This is a genomic window from Candidatus Magnetaquiglobus sp., assembly GCF_058402785.1.
This window is the reverse complement of record NZ_JBZVFG010000016.1, coordinates 30,535-46,664: the sequence shown is the minus strand read 5'-3', so window position 1 is coordinate 46,664 and position 16,130 is coordinate 30,535. Positions and strand designations below refer to the sequence as shown.

The window sequence follows — 16,130 nt, the reverse complement described above, 5'->3', positions numbered from 1 at the left end:
CTGAACTTTACCCCTGAACTTTACCCCTGAACTTTACCCCTGAACTTTACCCCTGAACTTTACCCCTGGACTTTGCCCCTGGACTTTGCCCCTGGCCCCTGAACCCCACGAACAATGGATGACACCGAATCGTCATCAACCACTGGAGAAAAAGATGTCGCGTTCTGAAGAACTGTTTCTCAAGGCAAAAACCATGATTCCCGGCGGGGTCAACAGCCCGGTGCGCGCCTTCAAGTCGGTAGGCGGTACCCCACCCTTCATCCGCTCCGGTCAGGGTGCCCACATCACCGATGTGGATGGCAAGGTCTATATCGATTATGTCGGTTCCTGGGGCCCGCTGATCGTTGGCCATGCCCACCCCCACGTCGTGGAGGCCATCTGTCGCACCGCGGAAAACGGCTGCTCGTTCGGAGCCCCCACGGAGGCGGAAATCACTCTCGCCGAACGAATCATCGAACGGTTTCCCGGCATGGAAATGGTGCGCCTGGTCAACTCCGGCACCGAGGCGGTGATGAGTGCCATCCGTCTGGCCCGCGCCGCCACCGGACGCGACGTGCTGGTGAAATTCGAAGGGTGCTACCACGGCCATGCCGATGGACTGCTGGTGGCGGCGGGATCGGGCCTGGCCACCTTCGGCGTGCCTACCTCGCCGGGTATCACCCGCGCCACAGCCCGTGATACGCTGGTCCTTCCCTTCAACGATCTGATGGCGGTGGAAACCCTGTGGGCTGAACGTGGCAACGAAATCGCGGCGGTGATCGTCGAACCGGTGGCCGGCAACATGGGATGCGTGTTACCTCTGCCCGGTTTTCTCGAGGGACTGCGGAACGTTTGCGACACGCATGGTTCGTTGTTGATCTTCGATGAGGTGATGACCGGGTTGCGGGTGGATCGCGGTGGAGCCCAAACCCTCTACAACATTCGTCCGGATTTGACCACGCTGGGAAAGATCATCGGTGGAGGATTGCCGGTTGGCGCCTACGGAGGTCCGGCCAAATGGATGGAGATGATCGCTCCGGCTGGCCCGGTCTATCAGGCCGGAACCTTGTCCGGCAATCCGCTGGCGGTCGCTGCCGGTCTGGCAACTCTGGATCTGCTCGACGCGCCCGGCGCCTATGCTACGCTGACAGCCAAGACCCGGTATCTGGTCAAAGGGTTGGACCAGGTGATGTGCGCCAACAACATTCCCTGTCTGATCAACCATGTGGGATCGATGTTCGGGCTGTTTTTCACCAGTGCCCAGACGGTCGCCAACTTCACGGATGTCTCCAACGGTGATATCAATCGGTTCAACCGCTGGTTCCATGGCATGCTGCAAGAGGGGATCTATCTGGCACCGAGTGCCTTCGAGGCGGGATTCGTGTCGTTGGCCCACGAGGAGACGATGTTGGATCAAACCTTGACCATGGCCGAACGGGTGGCCGGACAGCTGCGCGCGGCGTAAAAGGCTGTTTGACACATGCTAAACCGCGCCCAGCTTGGAATGTGTAGTTTTTTATTATCAGGGGTCCAGGGGGATTATCCCCCTGGTGGGATCCAAGGGCAAAGCCCTTGGGACGTTTTTTTGACTTTAAACCGCGCCCAGCTTGGGATATTTAGTGGTGAAAAAAAAGAGAGGATCCGGGAGATTCCTCTCCCAGGGTTTTGATTTTACCTTTGACTTTAGCGCGCTCCTCAAAAGAAGCATTTTTCGCGGTTTTTTGCGAAAAATGCGCTGCGCGCAGCCTTCCTTGCGAGAAACGACGCATCCCAAAATGGGTGCGGTTTAAACGGAAGATGCAGAAATCAAGGCTCACGGGGAGGGACCGGGAACGATCCGAACCCCCTGAAGCGTTGTCACGCCATCCGCGTGACAACGCTCCACAATCCTCCGACACCCCGACTCACACCCGACTCAGAAGTGACTGGTATCGTCCGCCACCGTCATGCCCTTGGGCAACGCATGGGCAATCCCCTTGTGACAATCGATGCAGGTCTTGCCCTTGGAAAAACCACGCTCGTGGAAATCAAAAGCCCGCGCGCCCTGCCGCGTGAAGTCCATGGACTTGAACTCGTGACAGTTGCGACACTCGCGGGAATCGGTGCTCTTCATGGTCTGCCAGACATTGCGCGCCAACTCCAACCGCTTGCCCTCGAACTTCTCCGGCGTGTCGATCGTCCCCTTGAACTTGTGCCACAACTCGTTGCTCGCCTGAATCTTGCGCACGATCATGTGCTGCCAGGCCTTGGGCACATGACAATCCGGACAGGTGGCACGCACCCCGCTCGGATTGTAATAGTGCACGGTCTCCCGATACTCCTTGTACACGTTGTCCTTCATCTCGTGACACGAGATGCAGAAGGTCTCATTGTTGGTGGCGGCCAACGCCCAGTGGAAACCACCCCAAAACAGGACACCCAGAAAGAAGAATCCTCCCAGGATCTTCCACTGATTCCTGAAACTCCGCGGCGCGCGGTCCTGATCTTGACTCATGGCTGCTCCCTTCCTTCGAATGGCGTGGTCCCCGGCTGCATGGATCGCATCAACGTCACATCACCGAATCCACGGGCTTGAAGGAGTTGTCCACCAAGGGCTTGGCATCCTTCTGCGGAACGTGACACTGGGTGCAGAAATAACGCTGCGGCGAGACATCGGACAGTTCCGTGCCGAAACGGTTGCGGAAATGGGTCAGGCTGATCTTGGTGGCATGGGTCTCCTTGGCCTTGCTCCAACTGTGGCAGGTCATGCACTTGTTCTGACGCAGATCGATCTTGTAACCTTCGATGTGATGCGGAATCAACGGTGGCTGCTGCAAATAGTTGCGCGGCAGACCGTGGCTGTCCGGCATCCACTTGGCCATCTCCGGGGCCTGATCCGCACCCTCCAGAGGCACCGCCCCACGCAACGAACGCACCTCCCCGCCCTCCTGGGCCATGGCCACGCTACTCCACGCCCCGACGGCCACGATCACCAACGCCGCCCACATGATCAACCACAACCGTTTTTTCATGGCACCACCCTCGAAATGTTGGGTAAATGAAAGTCGAATTCAAAAACATCATCCGGACAGACATCGATGCAGCGCCCACAGCGCGTGCAATCCATCCCGGTGATGCGCGGCCCGACACCCTTGTCGGCCCCCTTGAGCGCCGGATCGATCACCGCCGCTTCGGGACAGACCTGATGACAGGCGCGACAATCGGTGCAGGCGTCGCGCCGGACGGCACTGACCGCCAACGGGGTTCGCCGACCCAACAGGGCATACACCGCTCCGGTGGGACACAACCGCCCGCACCAGCCGTGGGGCGAGAGGATCAGATCGAACAGAAAGATCCCCACCACCGCCAGCCAACCGCTCCACACCCCGAAGATCAAGCCGCGATGGAGCAGACTCATCGGGTTGATCCATTCCCAGACCATCAGACCACTCAATCCGGCGGTCGCAACCACCACGACCAGCACTGCATGACGAATGCGCCGGTCACCGCGCCAACCGCCACCGATGCCGAACCGGCGCCGCATCCAGGCGGCCAGATCGGCGATGGGGTTGACCGGACAGACCCAGGCGCAAAAGGCCCGACCGCCCAGAAGTCCATACAGCACCACCACCACCACGAATCCCAGCGTCGCCTGGGTGGCCGGCATGCCGCTGGTGGCCAACAGCTGCGCAAAAATCAGCGGATCGGTCATCGGCAGCGTGTCCAGAAACAGACTCGCGGAGAGATTGCCCTGGATCAGCCACACATCGAACGCCGGACCGAGCAGAAACAGTCCCAGAACACCCAGTTGCGAGAGGCGCCGCCACACCAGCCAACGATGGGCCGGCCACCACCCCTTTTTTTCGATCGCCTCGTCACCGGCCAAGCGTTTTTTCATGGTCCGTCTCCCGGACGCCGCACCGGCAGGCTGAGCGGTTCGGGAATCAGCGCATGCCCGGCCTTTTTCTTCTCTTCCCAGCCGACCCGGTAGTGCTTGCCCAACTCCCCCTTCACCGAAGAACGGGGAAAGACCCGGATGGCCGCCTCTTCCAGCACACACCCCTTTTCGCACTTGCCGCACCCGGTGCAGTGCTCCGAATGGACGGTGGGCAGGAAGTGGACATGCTTGCCGCTGCGGGTGTTGGGTCGCATCTCCAGGGTGATGGCCTTGTTCATCACCGGACAGACCTGGAAACAGACCTCGCAACGCAGCCCCAGAAAGGCCAGACAGGTCTCCTGGTCGGCGAGCACCGCCAATCCCATGCGCGCCTTGGCAATGTCGGTGAGTCCGTGATCCAGGGCCCCGGAAGGACACGCCTGGACGCACGGAATCTCCGGACACATCTCGCATGGCGCCTTCCTGGGCATGAAGAAAGGTGTGCCCGGTGCCACCCCACTGCCGGTTTCGGCCAGGGTGAGGATGTCGTAGGGACACGAACGCACGCACAAGCCGCAACGCAGACACTTGCCGAGAAAATCGGGTTCGGGCAAGGCCCCCGGCGGGCGCACCGCCCACACCGGCATCGCCTCGGTGGAACGCGCACCCACCCAGGTCAGAAAACCGATCAACCCCAAACCAACCGCGGCCCCCCCGCCCTTTTGCAAAAGGCCACGCCGCGTCATGGCGGTCCCCTGGGACCGCCCAGCGGATGAGTCGTTCATTTCGATCAGGCCTTCACCACCTTGACCGCGCACTTCTTGTAATCGGTCTCCTTCGAGATCGGGCAAGTGGCATCCAGGGTCAGCTTGTTGACCAGCCGCGACTCGTCGAAGAAGGGAATGTAGACCAGGCCCACCGGCGGACGGTTGCGACCCAGGGTTTCGACCCGCGCCACCACCTCGCCGCGGCGGGAGATGATCTTGGCCACCATGCCCCGTTTGAGACCCCGTTTTTCGGCGTCCTCCGGGTGCATGAAGAGCTGGGCATCCGGCACCGCGCGATGGAGTTCGGGAACGCGACGGGTCATGGAGCCGGAGTGCCAGTGCTCGAGCACGCGACCGGTCGAAAGCCACAGATCGAACTCCCCATCCGGGGATTCCGCCGCCGGTTGATAGGGCAGCGCGAAGATCCACGCCTTGCCATCCGGCTTGCCGTAGAACCGGACCTTCTGTCCGGCCTTCACATAGGGGTCATACCCCTCGCGGAAGCGCCACAGGGTCTCCTTGCCATCGACCACCGGCCAACGCAGACCGCGCGCCTTGTGATAGCTGTCGAAATCGGCCAGGTCGTGGGCATGGCCGCGACCGAAGGCGGCATACTCCTCGAAGAGCCCCTTTTGCACATAGAAACCGAAATGGCGCGATTCGTCGTTGAGCTGATCCTTCTTGAGTTCGTCCACCGAAAACTTGTTGACCTGCCCGTTGGCATACAGCACGTCGAAAAGGGTCTTGCCCTGGAGTTCCGGCTTCTTGGCGATCAGGTCGGCGGGCCACACCTCCTCGACCTTGAACCGCTTGGAAAACTCCATCAATTGCCACAGATCGGATCGGGCCTCGCCCGGCGCCTTGATCTGCTGGCGCCAGAACTGGGTACGCCGCTCGGCGTTGCCGTAGGCTCCCTCCTTCTCGACCCACATGGCCGTGGGCAGGATCAGATCCGCGGCCAGAGCCGTCACCGTGGGATAGGGGTCGGAAACCGCCACGAAGTTCTTCGGGTTGCGATAGCCGGGATATCCCTCCTCGTTCATGTTCGGAGCGGTCTGCATGTTGTTGGTGCACATCACCCAGTAGGCGTTGAGCTTGCCATCCTTGAGCATGCGGTGATGGACCACGGCGTGATAGCCCGGCTTGTCCGGCAGGGTGCCCTCGGGCAGAAGCCACAATTTTTCCGTGATGTCGCGATGCTCTTTCTTCATCACCACCATGTCCGCCGGCAGACGATGCGAGAAGGTGCCCACCTCGCGGGCCGTGCCGCAGGCCGAGGGCTGACCGGTGAGCGAGAAGGGGGAGTTGCCCGGCTCGGCGATCTTGCCGGTCAGAAGGTGCATGTTGTAGATCATGTTGTTCATCCAGGTGCCGCGGGTGTGCTGGTTGACACCCATGGTCCACAGCGACATCACCTTCAATTTCGGATCGGCGTACATCTCCGCCAGGGCCTCGAGATCCTTCTTGGCGATGCCGGTCAACTGACTGGTCATGTCGGCGGTGTACTCGGCGACGAAGGCCTTGAAATCGTCGAAGCTGATCGGCGCCGACACGTTCGGATCCTTGGCGTCGGCGGCATCCTTCTCCAGCCCGTGGGTGGGACGCAGGCCGTAGCCGATGTTGGTGACCCCCTTGTGGAAGGCGACGTGGTTGGCGACGAACTCTTCGTTCACCTTGCCGGTCTGGATGATGTGGTTGGCGATGAAGTTGGCGATGGCCAGGTCGGTCTGGGGCTTGAAGATCAGACCCATGTCGGCCAGATCGAAGCTGCGGTGCTGGAAGGTGGAAAGCACCACCACCTTGGCGTTGGGATTGCTCAGACGGGTGTTGGCCAGACGCGACCAGAGGATGGGATGCATCTCGGCCATGTTGGAGCCCCACAGCACGAACACGTCGGCATGCTCCAGGTCGTCGTAGCAGCCCATGGGCTCGTCGATGCCGAAGGTGCGCATGAAGCCGGCCACCGCCGAGGCCATGCAGTGACGGGCATTCGGATCGATGTTGTTGGAACGGAACCCGGCCTTGAACAACTTGACCGCCGCCACCCCTTCCCAGATGGTCCACTGGCCGGAACCGAACATGCCCACCGTGGTCGGTCCACCCTCCTTGAGGGCGGCCTTGTACTTTTCGGCCATGATGTCGAACGCTTCGTTCCAGGAGACCGGGGTGAAGTCGCCGTTCTTGTCGTATTTGCCGTCCTTCTTGCGCAACAGCGGGGTGGTGAGGCGGTCCGCGCCGTAGGGGATTTTCGAGAGGAAATACCCCTTGATGCAGTTCAGTCCCTTGTTGACCGGCGCGTCCGGATCGCCCTGGGTGGCCACGATGCGGCCATTCTTGACACCCACCAGCACGCTGCACCCGGTGCCGCAGTAACGGCAGGGGGCCTTGTCCCAACGGATGTCACCTTCCTCGCTCTGAACCTGGGCCATGACGGGCAGGCTCATGCCGGCTGCCGCGGCGGCGGCGGCAATGGCGTTGGCCTTGATGAATTCGCGTCGGGTCACTTTCACGGTGCGGTCTCCTTGACTTATGATGCCTTATGGGTCGGAACTCTCTTCGGAGTGCTGATAAATCAAATCGGCGCTTAGTACGCCGTCGAGGGTGCGGATGGTATCGAATTGATCGACGAGTATTTTTGTTGTTTCGCCTTCCAGGGTGATCACCATTTTGCCCTGTTCGCTGGTCGCGTGGATGGCGGCGCCTGGCAGGTCGGTGATGATGGCCGCGACCGTGAGCAGCCGTGCGGGCTGAACCAGGATCACGGCGCTTGCCAGGGCAAAGGGGGCGTCATCGCGAGACATGTGGGGTTGGCCGCTTTCAGTAGGTTATATTTAAAAACGCATCGTTCCAGACACGTTAACCTGAATTCAGGGTGAAATACAGTGTTGGGACTGGGGTTACATTGATCTGCATCAATTATGGGAGATTTTTTTTCACCCCCCAACGGAAACACGGGAATTGTCTCCATTTCTTTGTCAGCAATCGTTTATGTTAATATTTGCAAGCAAAAAATTATTCGCTCATTCCAACCCTTTTCATGCAGGAAAATGGCCTCCATCCGGTTGAACTTCCCGTGGAGGGGCACTATCTATAAACCATGAGGATCCATTCAAACGTTCATGATGGGGGGAGAATTCCCCCACCCCTCGACCGTGGCATGCCCAAGGGACATTCCACGGCACCACACCAGGCAGGAGTCAGACGATGAATCACCTTCGTTTTCTTTTGCTGCTCGCCGGTCTGACCGGGCTGTTTCTCGGCATCGGCCACCTGATCGGCGGTCGAGACGGCATGCTGTTGGCGTTGATCCTTGCTGCGGGCATGAATTTCTGGGCCTGGTGGAATTCGGATCAGGCGGTGTTGTCCATGTACAACGCCATGGAGGTCGGACCCGCCCAGGCACCCGAACTGCATGGCATCGTCCAGGAGCTGGCGCGGCGTGGCGGATTGCCGATGCCGCGGGTGTACGTCATCGACGACCCCTCCCCCAACGCCTTTGCCACGGGGCGCGATCCCGAACACGCGGCGGTGGCGGCCACCACCGGGATCCTGCGCATTCTCACCCGCGAAGAGTTGGCCGGGGTGATGGCCCATGAGATGGCCCATGTGCAGCATCGGGATATCCTGGTCGGCACCGTGACCGCCACCCTGGCGGGTGCGATCACCACGTTGGCCAATTTTGCCGGGCTTTTCTCCTCGAGCCGTTCCGACGACGGGGAGGAGGGCGGACGTGGCTGGCTGGGTGAGATCGTCATGCTGTTCCTGGCGCCCCTGGCCGCCATGTTGATCCAGATGGCCGTCTCCCGTTCCCGCGAGTATGGCGCGGACGAGGGCGGGGCGCGGTTGTGCGGCAATCCGTTGTGGCTGGCCTCCGCGTTGCATAAACTCGAGATCGGTTCGCAGCGGGTGCCGTTGGCCGCTGCCGAACAGAATCCGGCCACCGCACATCTGTTCATCGTTTCGCCGCTCTCCGGTGGGATGGTGGCGGGGCTCTTTTCCACCCATCCTCCCATGGAGGAGCGTATCGCCCGGTTGCAAAGGATGGCGCATACTCGATGATCAAGATCGCCCCTTCGGTTCTCTCCGCCGATTTCGCCCGTCTGGGCGAGGAGGTCCGCGCCGTGGAGCAGGCTGGCGCGGATTACATCCATGTGGATGTCATGGATGGACATTTCGTTCCAAACCTCACCATGGGTCCCCTGGTGGTCCAGGCCATCGCGCGGGTGGCCACCAGGCCCCTGGATGTCCATCTGATGATCTCGCCGGTGGAGATTTACATTCCGGATTTCGTCAAGGCGGGCGCTTCGATCATCACCGTCCATGCCGAGGCGACCCATCATCTGGATCGCACCTTGAACTTGATTCGCGAGTTGGGGTGCAAGGTTGGGTTGGCGTTGAATCCGGCCACGCCGTTGTGCAATCTCGGCACTGTGTTGCCGCTGTTGGACATGGTGGTGATCATGAGCGTCAATCCCGGATTTGGCGGGCAGTCGTTCATTCCGTATGCCTTGCAGCGCATTCAGACCGCGCGGCGCATGATCAACGATCGGGGTTTGCGGGTGGAGCTGGAGGTGGACGGGGGGATCAAGCCGGAGAACATTCAGGCCGCGGTGAAGGCGGGTGCGGATGTGTTCGTGGCCGGATCGGCGATCTTTTCCCAGCCCGATTATGGCGCGGTGATCCGGGCGATGCGGGAGAATGCGGCGGCGGGATGAGTCAAGTCATCACGGGGAGCGCGGGCGTTTAAGGCGGTTTATGTGCTGATGTGCGATGCGCCCCGAGTCGTTGCCCGAAATCGGCAACGACTCGGGGCGCATAAGACCGCGTAAAAGACGAAATCAAAAGCAACTTCCCAAGGGCTTCGTCCTTGGATCCCACCAGGGGCCACTGGCCTCTGCCGACTTGGGGGGCCTGAATATTCGTAAAAGCGCGCCAAAGGCAAAAGCGAAGTCCCGGAGGCTCTGCCTCCGGACCTCCGCCGGGGACCTTCGGCCCCCGGTCCCCCGCGACGGTTGGAGCCTGATCGGACCCCGCCCTACTTTTTCTCTTTCTCCTTCAACTCGTCATCGATCACACTCTTGAACTTCTCGAACGGTTGCGCCCCCACCACACGCACCCCGTTGATGAAGAAGGTCGGCGTGCCGGTCACCCCCAACTTCTTGCCATCGGTCAGATCCGCGGTCACCCGCGCACCATGCTTGCCACTGTCGAAACATTTGTCAAACGCCGTCATGTCCAACCCGATCGCCTTGGCGGCCTTCTTCAAATCCGCCGGATCCAACCCGGCCTTGTCTTCGAACAACAGATCGTGCATGGGCCAGAACTTGCCCTGATCCGCCGCGCACTGGGCCGCCTCGGAGGCCTTGGGCGCCTTGGCGTGGAACGGCAACGGATAGTGACGGAACACCATGCGCACCTTGTCGCCATACGCCTCGGTCACCTTCTTCAAGGTGGCCTGGGCACGCCGACAGTAGGGACACTCGAAATCGGAAAACTCGATGATGGTCACCGGTGCCTTGGCATCGCCACGGGAGAGATCCTCCGGACCGGTCACCGTGAAACGGGGCGCCTTGAGCAGAATCTCCGGCTCGAACTTCTGCAACAGCTTGGTCAACACCTTGCCCTCGGCATCCTTCCTGGCCTCGTCGCTCAGATGCTCCTTGATCTGCTCTTCCATCCCCTCGCCGTTGTTGGGGAGTTGGTCCTTGTTTTTCTGGATGAAGGTCTTGACCTCGGCGGCACTCGGCTCCGGCACCTTGCCCATCAGCTTTTCGACCACCTGCTCCGGGGGAACCTTCTCCTCGGCGCCCTTGACGGTCAGAATGTGCTCCAACACCAGCTCGCGAATCTTGGACTCGCGCAACTCGTGGATCTTGACCGCCAGAGCCCGATCCACCTCCTCGAGGGAGAGCACCCAGCTTCCCACCTTGGCCACGGGTTCGGCGAGGGCCGGCATCGGCGCGCTCAACCACAACAGGACCGCGCCAAGCGGCAACCAGGTCCATTTGGGCTTGATCGTTCTACCATGAAACGCCCGCGGGGAGGTCCATGGTACGGGGGGTGAGGGGGTTTTCCCCCCATCAGGCAAGTCACTCAAGCGGTTCATTTCGCGTAAATCTCCGTGGCTCGTTGTTTGAAAGCTTCGACCATCCGTTTGGACGCCTCGCCGAAGACCGGACCGAGGGTGAAATCCAACAGACGGTTCTTGAACGAAAAACTGATGAAAAAATCGATGCGCGCCCCGCCTTCGGCAGGGGAGAAACGCCATTCGCTCTCCAGATCGCGAAACGGACCGGAGACCAGTTGGATGCGGATCGATTCGTTGGGAACGATGAAATCCTGGGTGTGGAAGGTCTCGCGCAATCCCTTGAAGGCAAAGGTCATCTCCGACAGGAAGCGGTCTTCCTTCACGTCGTACTTGCGTGCCTTGACGATCCAGGGAATGAACTCCGGATAACGGTCCATGTCTGCCACGAGAGTATACATCTGTTCGGGCGTGAAAGGAACCAGGGTGGTTGAAGAGTGTTTGGCCATGATCTTAGGGATGGTTTGAGGAGGTTAGCGGCGGTAGACCACGGCGGCGCGGGCCTTGAACGCCTCAAGCATGCGCCTGGAGGCCTCGGAGAAGACCGGCCCCATGATCATCTCCTTCATGCGGCTCTGGAAGCTGAAGTCGATGAAGAAATCGACCCGCGAGCCGTTCGTGGCCGGGGCGAAGGCCCAGGTGCTGACCAGGTATTTGAAGGGACCATCGCGCAGGTTGATCTCGATGCGCTTGCCGGGATCGATGATGTCGAGGGTGCGGAAGGTTTCGCGGATCCCCTTGAAGGAGACGGTCATTTCGGCCATGAACTGGGTGGGGGTGCGGTCCCAGACACGGGTGGCCGCGCACCACGGCAGGAAATCGGGATAGCGTTCCACGTCCACCACCAGGGCGTACATCTGTTCGGGAGCGAAGGAAACGGTCTCACTGATGCGAATGCGCGGCATGGGGCAAGGTCCGAAAGCGGTGATCCGTATTGTGATCGCGGCAAGATTCCAATATGCTCCCTCCATTCACGGAGGGTCTCGATCCTGAGACGATACCGCGATCCGTCTGTTTGGATCACCAATCCCGCGACCTCGGAAACGCCATGCAAGGGGTTGCCGGAGAGCGGGGATGGGGGGATCCCCCATCAAGCCACGTAGTATGACGATTCGGAGGCGTTATGCAAAGGAAATTCCCATCCTGGCGGTGCAACTTCGCGTCGGGAGCGCGCCGGCCATGTTGACGAAACGGGATCCGGAAGGGCAGGTCTGGCCCGAATCCGACGCCCTGCGCGCCAATCTGGCGGTGACCGCGGTAGACGAGGTGGTCATCGACCCGCGTTTCACTCCTCTTCTGGAGGTGGTGCGCGGCTTTGCCGGCATTCTGAAGGATCTGGAACGGCTGCTCCGGGAACTCAACCACCCGTTTCGCAACTGGCCGTTGATCCTGCCGGAATTGAAAGGGTTCGTGCTCAAGAACGCGGTCCGCTACGCCCCCCATCCGCTGGGTCCGGCCTGTTTCGAGTTGTTCGGCGCGCTTTTTTTCCAGGCCCTCGACGAGGTGAACAAACCGGTCACCGTGCGGCTGGTGTTCGACGGTCTGACCGCCTATCTGGACAAGCAGGTCAATCTCATCGCGCCGGACCGCCTGGGCGAATACGCTCCGGTTTTCGATCGCATCATGGCCCGTCTGGCCGAGATGTCCGACGAGCGGTTGCTGATCGTCTCCCAGAGCCATCTGCCGTTGCGACGTACTTTCGCGCGCATGATCGAGCGGTGCTCCGAGAGCGGACACCCCTTCCCGTTCGATCCGGCACCCTACTGCCTCCTGGCGATCCGTTCCCTCACCGCCACCTATGATCTGTGGCTCGACCAGGCCGATCCGGTCTGGTACACGGTGCGCGGCCATCACGAGTGCGATGCCATCTCGCATCGCACCCTGCGCACCGCCAGCGAAACCTTGAAGAGTCTGGCCCGCGAGCACCCCTCGGAGGAGCTGCTTGGACGTCTCGCCATGCTGCCGGCCTATCTGGACATCGTGCGCGGCTATCGCGACGCGGCCAACGCCCTGGGACGGTTGCAGGCCCGGGACGGCAACGACGCCGATACCGACTCCGAACAGCTCGCCGAAGGACGCAAGCTGAGATTTCTGTTCCATATTTTGGAAACCGATGGCCTCTCGATGATCCACGAGGAGACCTTAAGGGAGATCAACCGCACCCTGGCCCACCTGGTGGAGCTGAAACAGAGCTACGAGGAGCTGCGGGAGTCGTTCCTGCGCACCTTCGCCTTTCTCAAGGCCAACGTGGTCAAATATCCCCACACCGCCTTGCAGTGCATCGAGGCGTTGGGCATCGAGGTGTTCAAGCGCGACAACAGCCGCCTGGTGGAGGCCTTCCTGGAACAGGCGGTACGTTTCGGCTTTCAGTACCGGACGGTCACCGGCGTGGGCAGCGACTGGCAACCGATCTGCAATCCGGCCCACCTGACCAACATCCGCGTCTGGCTCAACCTGATCAACCTCAACCCCAAATGGTGCTCGACCCTGCTTTCGGCGCTGATCATCAACGTCAAGCTCTCCGGCACCCTGATCCGGGATACGGATCTGTTCCAGAAGGAGGTGACCCGGCTGTTGAACGGCGAGGTGGCGCCGGTGTTCAATCTGGTGAAACAATTCGCGCGGCTCCTGCCGGTCTATTTCAACGAGATCGGCGCCGAGGGGGAGCTGCGCGATGTCTCCACCGAACTCGACGAGATCTCCAAGCGCCAGGATCGGTTGATCCACTTCCTGCGCAAGGCCTGTCATGTGGAGAGCACCAATCTGATGGTCGAGCTGGTGCGCGAGATCCTCGACTTCTGGCACTCGGGCGACTTGAACGATCTGGCCGGTCTGATCGCCCAACCCACCCTGGAGTCGATCCAGGCTCCCGGTCCGTGGTTCGACGGCGTGCATCGGGTCACGCGCCACCTGTTCGCCGCGTTGGCCATCGACGATCCGGTCACCCTGCTCACCCTCCCCCTGGAGAAGATCGAACCGGTGATCCTGGCGACCCCGGATGTGCCGGAAGGGGAGCGGCGGCGGGTGTTCCTGTTGATCCGGCTTTATCAGCTGCTCGATCACAAGTACAATCCGAGTCGGCATGGGGTGCTCGGCCTGGTGAAAAAGGCCGGCGAGGAGGGGATTTATGGCATGGATTGGCTGTCCGAGGTGCTCGAAAGCGGCGAGACGCGGGATGATGTCCGCCTGAACGCCCTGCTCGACGCCATGGAGGCCCTCAAACAGGTGGTGTTGTGTCGCGACACCTTCCCGGCCCAGGAGGAGATCTATCAAAAACGACACATCGCCGTGGACATCCCCTCGGTCTACGGGCGCTATCAGGAGCGCAAGTTCGATGCGCTGTCGCTGCTGTTCCGGCTCGAAGATCTGGCCAACGTCCATCTGGAACGGCTGGTGGAGCGGATTCCGGAAGGGTTCATCACCCGCGCCGCCTTCTTCCGCATCGACAAGTACATTCAGTTCTACCTGCGCGGGCTCGATCTGGACGGGATCTCCTCACGCCGCCTGGAGAGCCTGCGCAACGTGTTGACCCGGTTTCTGGAGCTGAATCAATTCTCCTTCCATCAGTATCTGGACATTTTCCGCAACTTTTCGGACAGCATCAAGGAGATCATCCACGCCTACTACGCGATCCATCACCGCGAAAACCTGGCGGTGATCGTGCCGATGATCCCGGAGCTGGCCATGGTGCCGCGCTACGCGGCCTTGAAGGATTCCGATCCCAGCTCCACCCTGGAGCGAATCACCGAATCGTTCATGCGCGACCTGATCGCCGAGACCTTCGGGTTGCAGTCGTTCGACCGTTTCATCTCGCGCATCCTGCGCATCCTGTCGCGCCAGGAGGGCAAGCTCCCGCCCGAGCTGATGAACAAGCTGATGACCTATGACCCGGCCAAGCTCTTCTGCCCGATCCACGATCCGGATCCGCGGGTGCGCGATCTGATTCATCTGGGCAACAAGGGATTCAACCTCACCGAGCTGGCTGCCATGGAGCTGCCGGTCCCGGCGGGGGTGATCACCACCACCGAATTCTTCCGCTGTCGCGAGGTGGTGCGTGCCTACTCCCTGGCCGGCGAGGATTTTCTTCAGCGGCTGCGGGATCGGGTGCGCGACATCGAGGAGGAGACCGGACTGGCCTTCGGCTGTGAGCGCAATCCGCTGCTGCTGTCGGTGCGCAGCGGCGCGTTGATCTCCATGCCGGGCATGATGCAGACCGTGCACAACGTCGGCATCAACGAGGCGATCGTGCGCGGGCTGGCCACCTGGTCCGGCAACCCCTTCTTCGCTTGGGACAATTACCGGCGTTTCGTGCAGTCGTGGAGCATGACCTTCGATGTCAATCGCGGCGTTTTCACCGATCTGATGCGCCGCGCCAAAAGACGTCACGACGTGCGCAAGAAACGGGAGTTCACCCCCGAGCAGATGGCCGATCTGGCCCGCGAATACCATCAGGCGGCCATCGAGATCGGCATCGAGATCCCCCAGGATCCCTGGGAGCAGCTCATGGCCGCCATCAACCAGGTGATGGACTCCTGGAACCTCCCCAAGGCCAGGGAGTACCGGCGCATCATGAACATCGCCGACGACTGGGGCACGGCGGTGGTGCTGCAACGCATGGTCTACGGCAATCTGCACCGTCAATCGGGCTCCGGGGTCTTCTTCACCGCCCATCCGCATCGCAAGCTCGATCGGGTGGTGCTGTGGGGGGACTATGCCACCGGGGATCAGGGCGAGGATATCGTCGGCGGCCTGGTCTCCACAGACGCCATTTCCCTTGAACAGTGCCGCTACGACCGTCGCGATCCCGAAACCTGCCTGGAGGTGCGCTTCCCGCGCATCTACGACGCCCTGCGCTGCACCGCGCGCCGCCTGATCCTGGAAAAGGGGTGGAACCACCAGGAGATGGAATTCACCTTCGACGGTCCGGAAGAAGAGAACCTCTTTTATCTGCAAACCCGTGATATGATCACCGCGAAAGGTCGCAACGCCCTGCGCGCGGTCTTCGCCGACTCCCCGAATCTGGCCGCCAGCCTCCTCACCCAGGGGATCGGCGCCAGCGGCGGAGTGCTGTGCGGGGTGGCGGTCTTCAACATGGAGCAGATTTCGCGCAAAAGACACGAAGATCCGGATGTACCTTTGATCCTGATCCGCTATGATACCGTGCCGGAGGATATCCGCGAGATCTCCCGAGCCGATGGACTGCTCACCGCCCGCGGGGGACAAACCTCCCACGCGGCCATCGTCGCGGCCCGACTCGAGAAGACCTGCGTGGTCGGTTGCGAACTTTTGACGGTTCGGGAAAGCTCCAGCCGTTGCGAAATCGACGGCGTGGTCATTCAATATGGGGATACCATCAGCATCGATGGCAACCGTGGCCTGTTGTACAAGGGCTGGCATCCCGTGACCACCGTGGTCACGGGCGACGCAGGTTTGTTGTAAGTAA

The 16,130-nt window shown here is 61.0% G+C and carries 13 protein-coding genes; 4 read left to right on the top strand and 9 right to left on the bottom strand.

The genetic code is table 11. The annotated features are described in order from the left end of the window. The first annotated feature begins 154 nt into the window (after positions 1-154). A complete protein-coding gene (hemL, locus tag ACV4UY_RS07585) occupies positions 155-1,444 on the top strand; it encodes a glutamate-1-semialdehyde 2,1-aminomutase (protein WP_491607003.1) in 1,290 nt (429 codons plus the stop codon). Between the two features lie 450 nt (positions 1,445-1,894). Here hemL and ACV4UY_RS07580 read toward each other — a convergent pair whose 3' ends face one another. The 6 genes from ACV4UY_RS07580 to ACV4UY_RS07555 are packed head-to-tail and all read right to left on the bottom strand — an operon-like array spanning position 1,895 to position 7,403. Beyond that, positions 1,895-2,473: a NapC/NirT family cytochrome c gene (locus tag ACV4UY_RS07580; RefSeq protein ID WP_491607002.1), complete on the bottom strand. Its 579-nt coding sequence runs from the start codon at positions 2,471-2,473 to the stop codon at positions 1,895-1,897. 55 nt (positions 2,474-2,528) lie between these two features. Beyond that, positions 2,529-2,990: a nitrate reductase cytochrome c-type subunit gene (locus ACV4UY_RS07575; protein WP_491607001.1), complete on the bottom strand. Its 462-nt coding sequence runs from the start codon at positions 2,988-2,990 to the stop codon at positions 2,529-2,531. Then, complete coding sequence (gene napH, locus ACV4UY_RS07570; RefSeq protein WP_491607000.1) at positions 2,987-3,856, bottom strand: quinol dehydrogenase ferredoxin subunit NapH; 870 nt, start codon at positions 3,854-3,856, stop codon at positions 2,987-2,989. The genes ACV4UY_RS07575 and napH overlap by 4 nt, the downstream gene beginning before the upstream one ends. Next, positions 3,853-4,581: a ferredoxin-type protein NapG gene (gene napG / locus ACV4UY_RS07565; protein WP_420906221.1), complete on the bottom strand. Its 729-nt coding sequence runs from the start codon at positions 4,579-4,581 to the stop codon at positions 3,853-3,855. Before napG ends, napH begins: the two co-directional genes overlap by 4 nt. A 44-nt stretch (positions 4,582-4,625) precedes the next feature. Then, positions 4,626-7,112, bottom strand: a complete 2,487-nt coding sequence (gene napA / locus ACV4UY_RS07560) for a nitrate reductase catalytic subunit NapA (protein ID WP_491606999.1) — start codon at positions 7,110-7,112, stop codon at positions 4,626-4,628. 27 nt (positions 7,113-7,139) lie between these two features. Beyond that, positions 7,140-7,403, bottom strand: coding sequence for a chaperone NapD (locus ACV4UY_RS07555; RefSeq protein ID WP_491606998.1), 264 nt, complete (start codon positions 7,401-7,403; stop codon positions 7,140-7,142). Positions 7,404-7,806: 403 nt separating this feature from the next. Between ACV4UY_RS07555 and htpX the strand changes: the two genes are divergently transcribed. Further along, positions 7,807-8,661 (top strand): zinc metalloprotease HtpX, encoded by an 855-nt coding sequence (htpX, locus tag ACV4UY_RS07550; protein ID WP_420906218.1) that lies wholly within the window; start codon positions 7,807-7,809, stop codon positions 8,659-8,661. After that, positions 8,658-9,317 carry a ribulose-phosphate 3-epimerase gene (gene rpe, locus ACV4UY_RS07545; protein WP_491606997.1) on the top strand — a complete coding sequence of 220 codons (660 nt, stop codon included), beginning with the start codon at positions 8,658-8,660 and terminating at the stop codon, positions 9,315-9,317. The genes htpX and rpe overlap by 4 nt, the downstream gene beginning before the upstream one ends. A gap of 320 nt (positions 9,318-9,637) precedes the next feature. On the opposite strand, the gene ACV4UY_RS07540 is transcribed toward rpe, so the two are convergent. The 3 genes from ACV4UY_RS07540 to ACV4UY_RS07530 all read right to left on the bottom strand — a co-directional run bounded on the left by ACV4UY_RS07540 (position 9,638) and on the right by ACV4UY_RS07530 (position 11,592). Further along, positions 9,638-10,558 carry a DsbA family protein gene (locus ACV4UY_RS07540; protein WP_491606996.1) on the bottom strand — a complete coding sequence of 307 codons (921 nt, stop codon included), beginning with the start codon at positions 10,556-10,558 and terminating at the stop codon, positions 9,638-9,640. A 146-nt stretch (positions 10,559-10,704) separates the two neighbouring features. Then, positions 10,705-11,136 (bottom strand): type II toxin-antitoxin system RatA family toxin, encoded by a 432-nt coding sequence (locus ACV4UY_RS07535; RefSeq protein WP_491606995.1) that lies wholly within the window; start codon positions 11,134-11,136, stop codon positions 10,705-10,707. Between the two features lie 24 nt (positions 11,137-11,160). Then, entirely contained in the window at positions 11,161-11,592 is a 432-nt protein-coding gene (locus tag ACV4UY_RS07530; RefSeq protein WP_420906214.1) for a type II toxin-antitoxin system RatA family toxin, read from the bottom strand. A 274-nt stretch (positions 11,593-11,866) separates the two neighbouring features. On the opposite strand from ACV4UY_RS07530, the gene ACV4UY_RS07525 reads away from it, so the two are divergent. Continuing rightward, positions 11,867-16,126: a PEP/pyruvate-binding domain-containing protein gene (locus ACV4UY_RS07525; RefSeq protein WP_491606994.1), complete on the top strand. Its 4,260-nt coding sequence runs from the start codon at positions 11,867-11,869 to the stop codon at positions 16,124-16,126. The last annotated feature ends 4 nt before the right edge of the window (positions 16,127-16,130 follow it).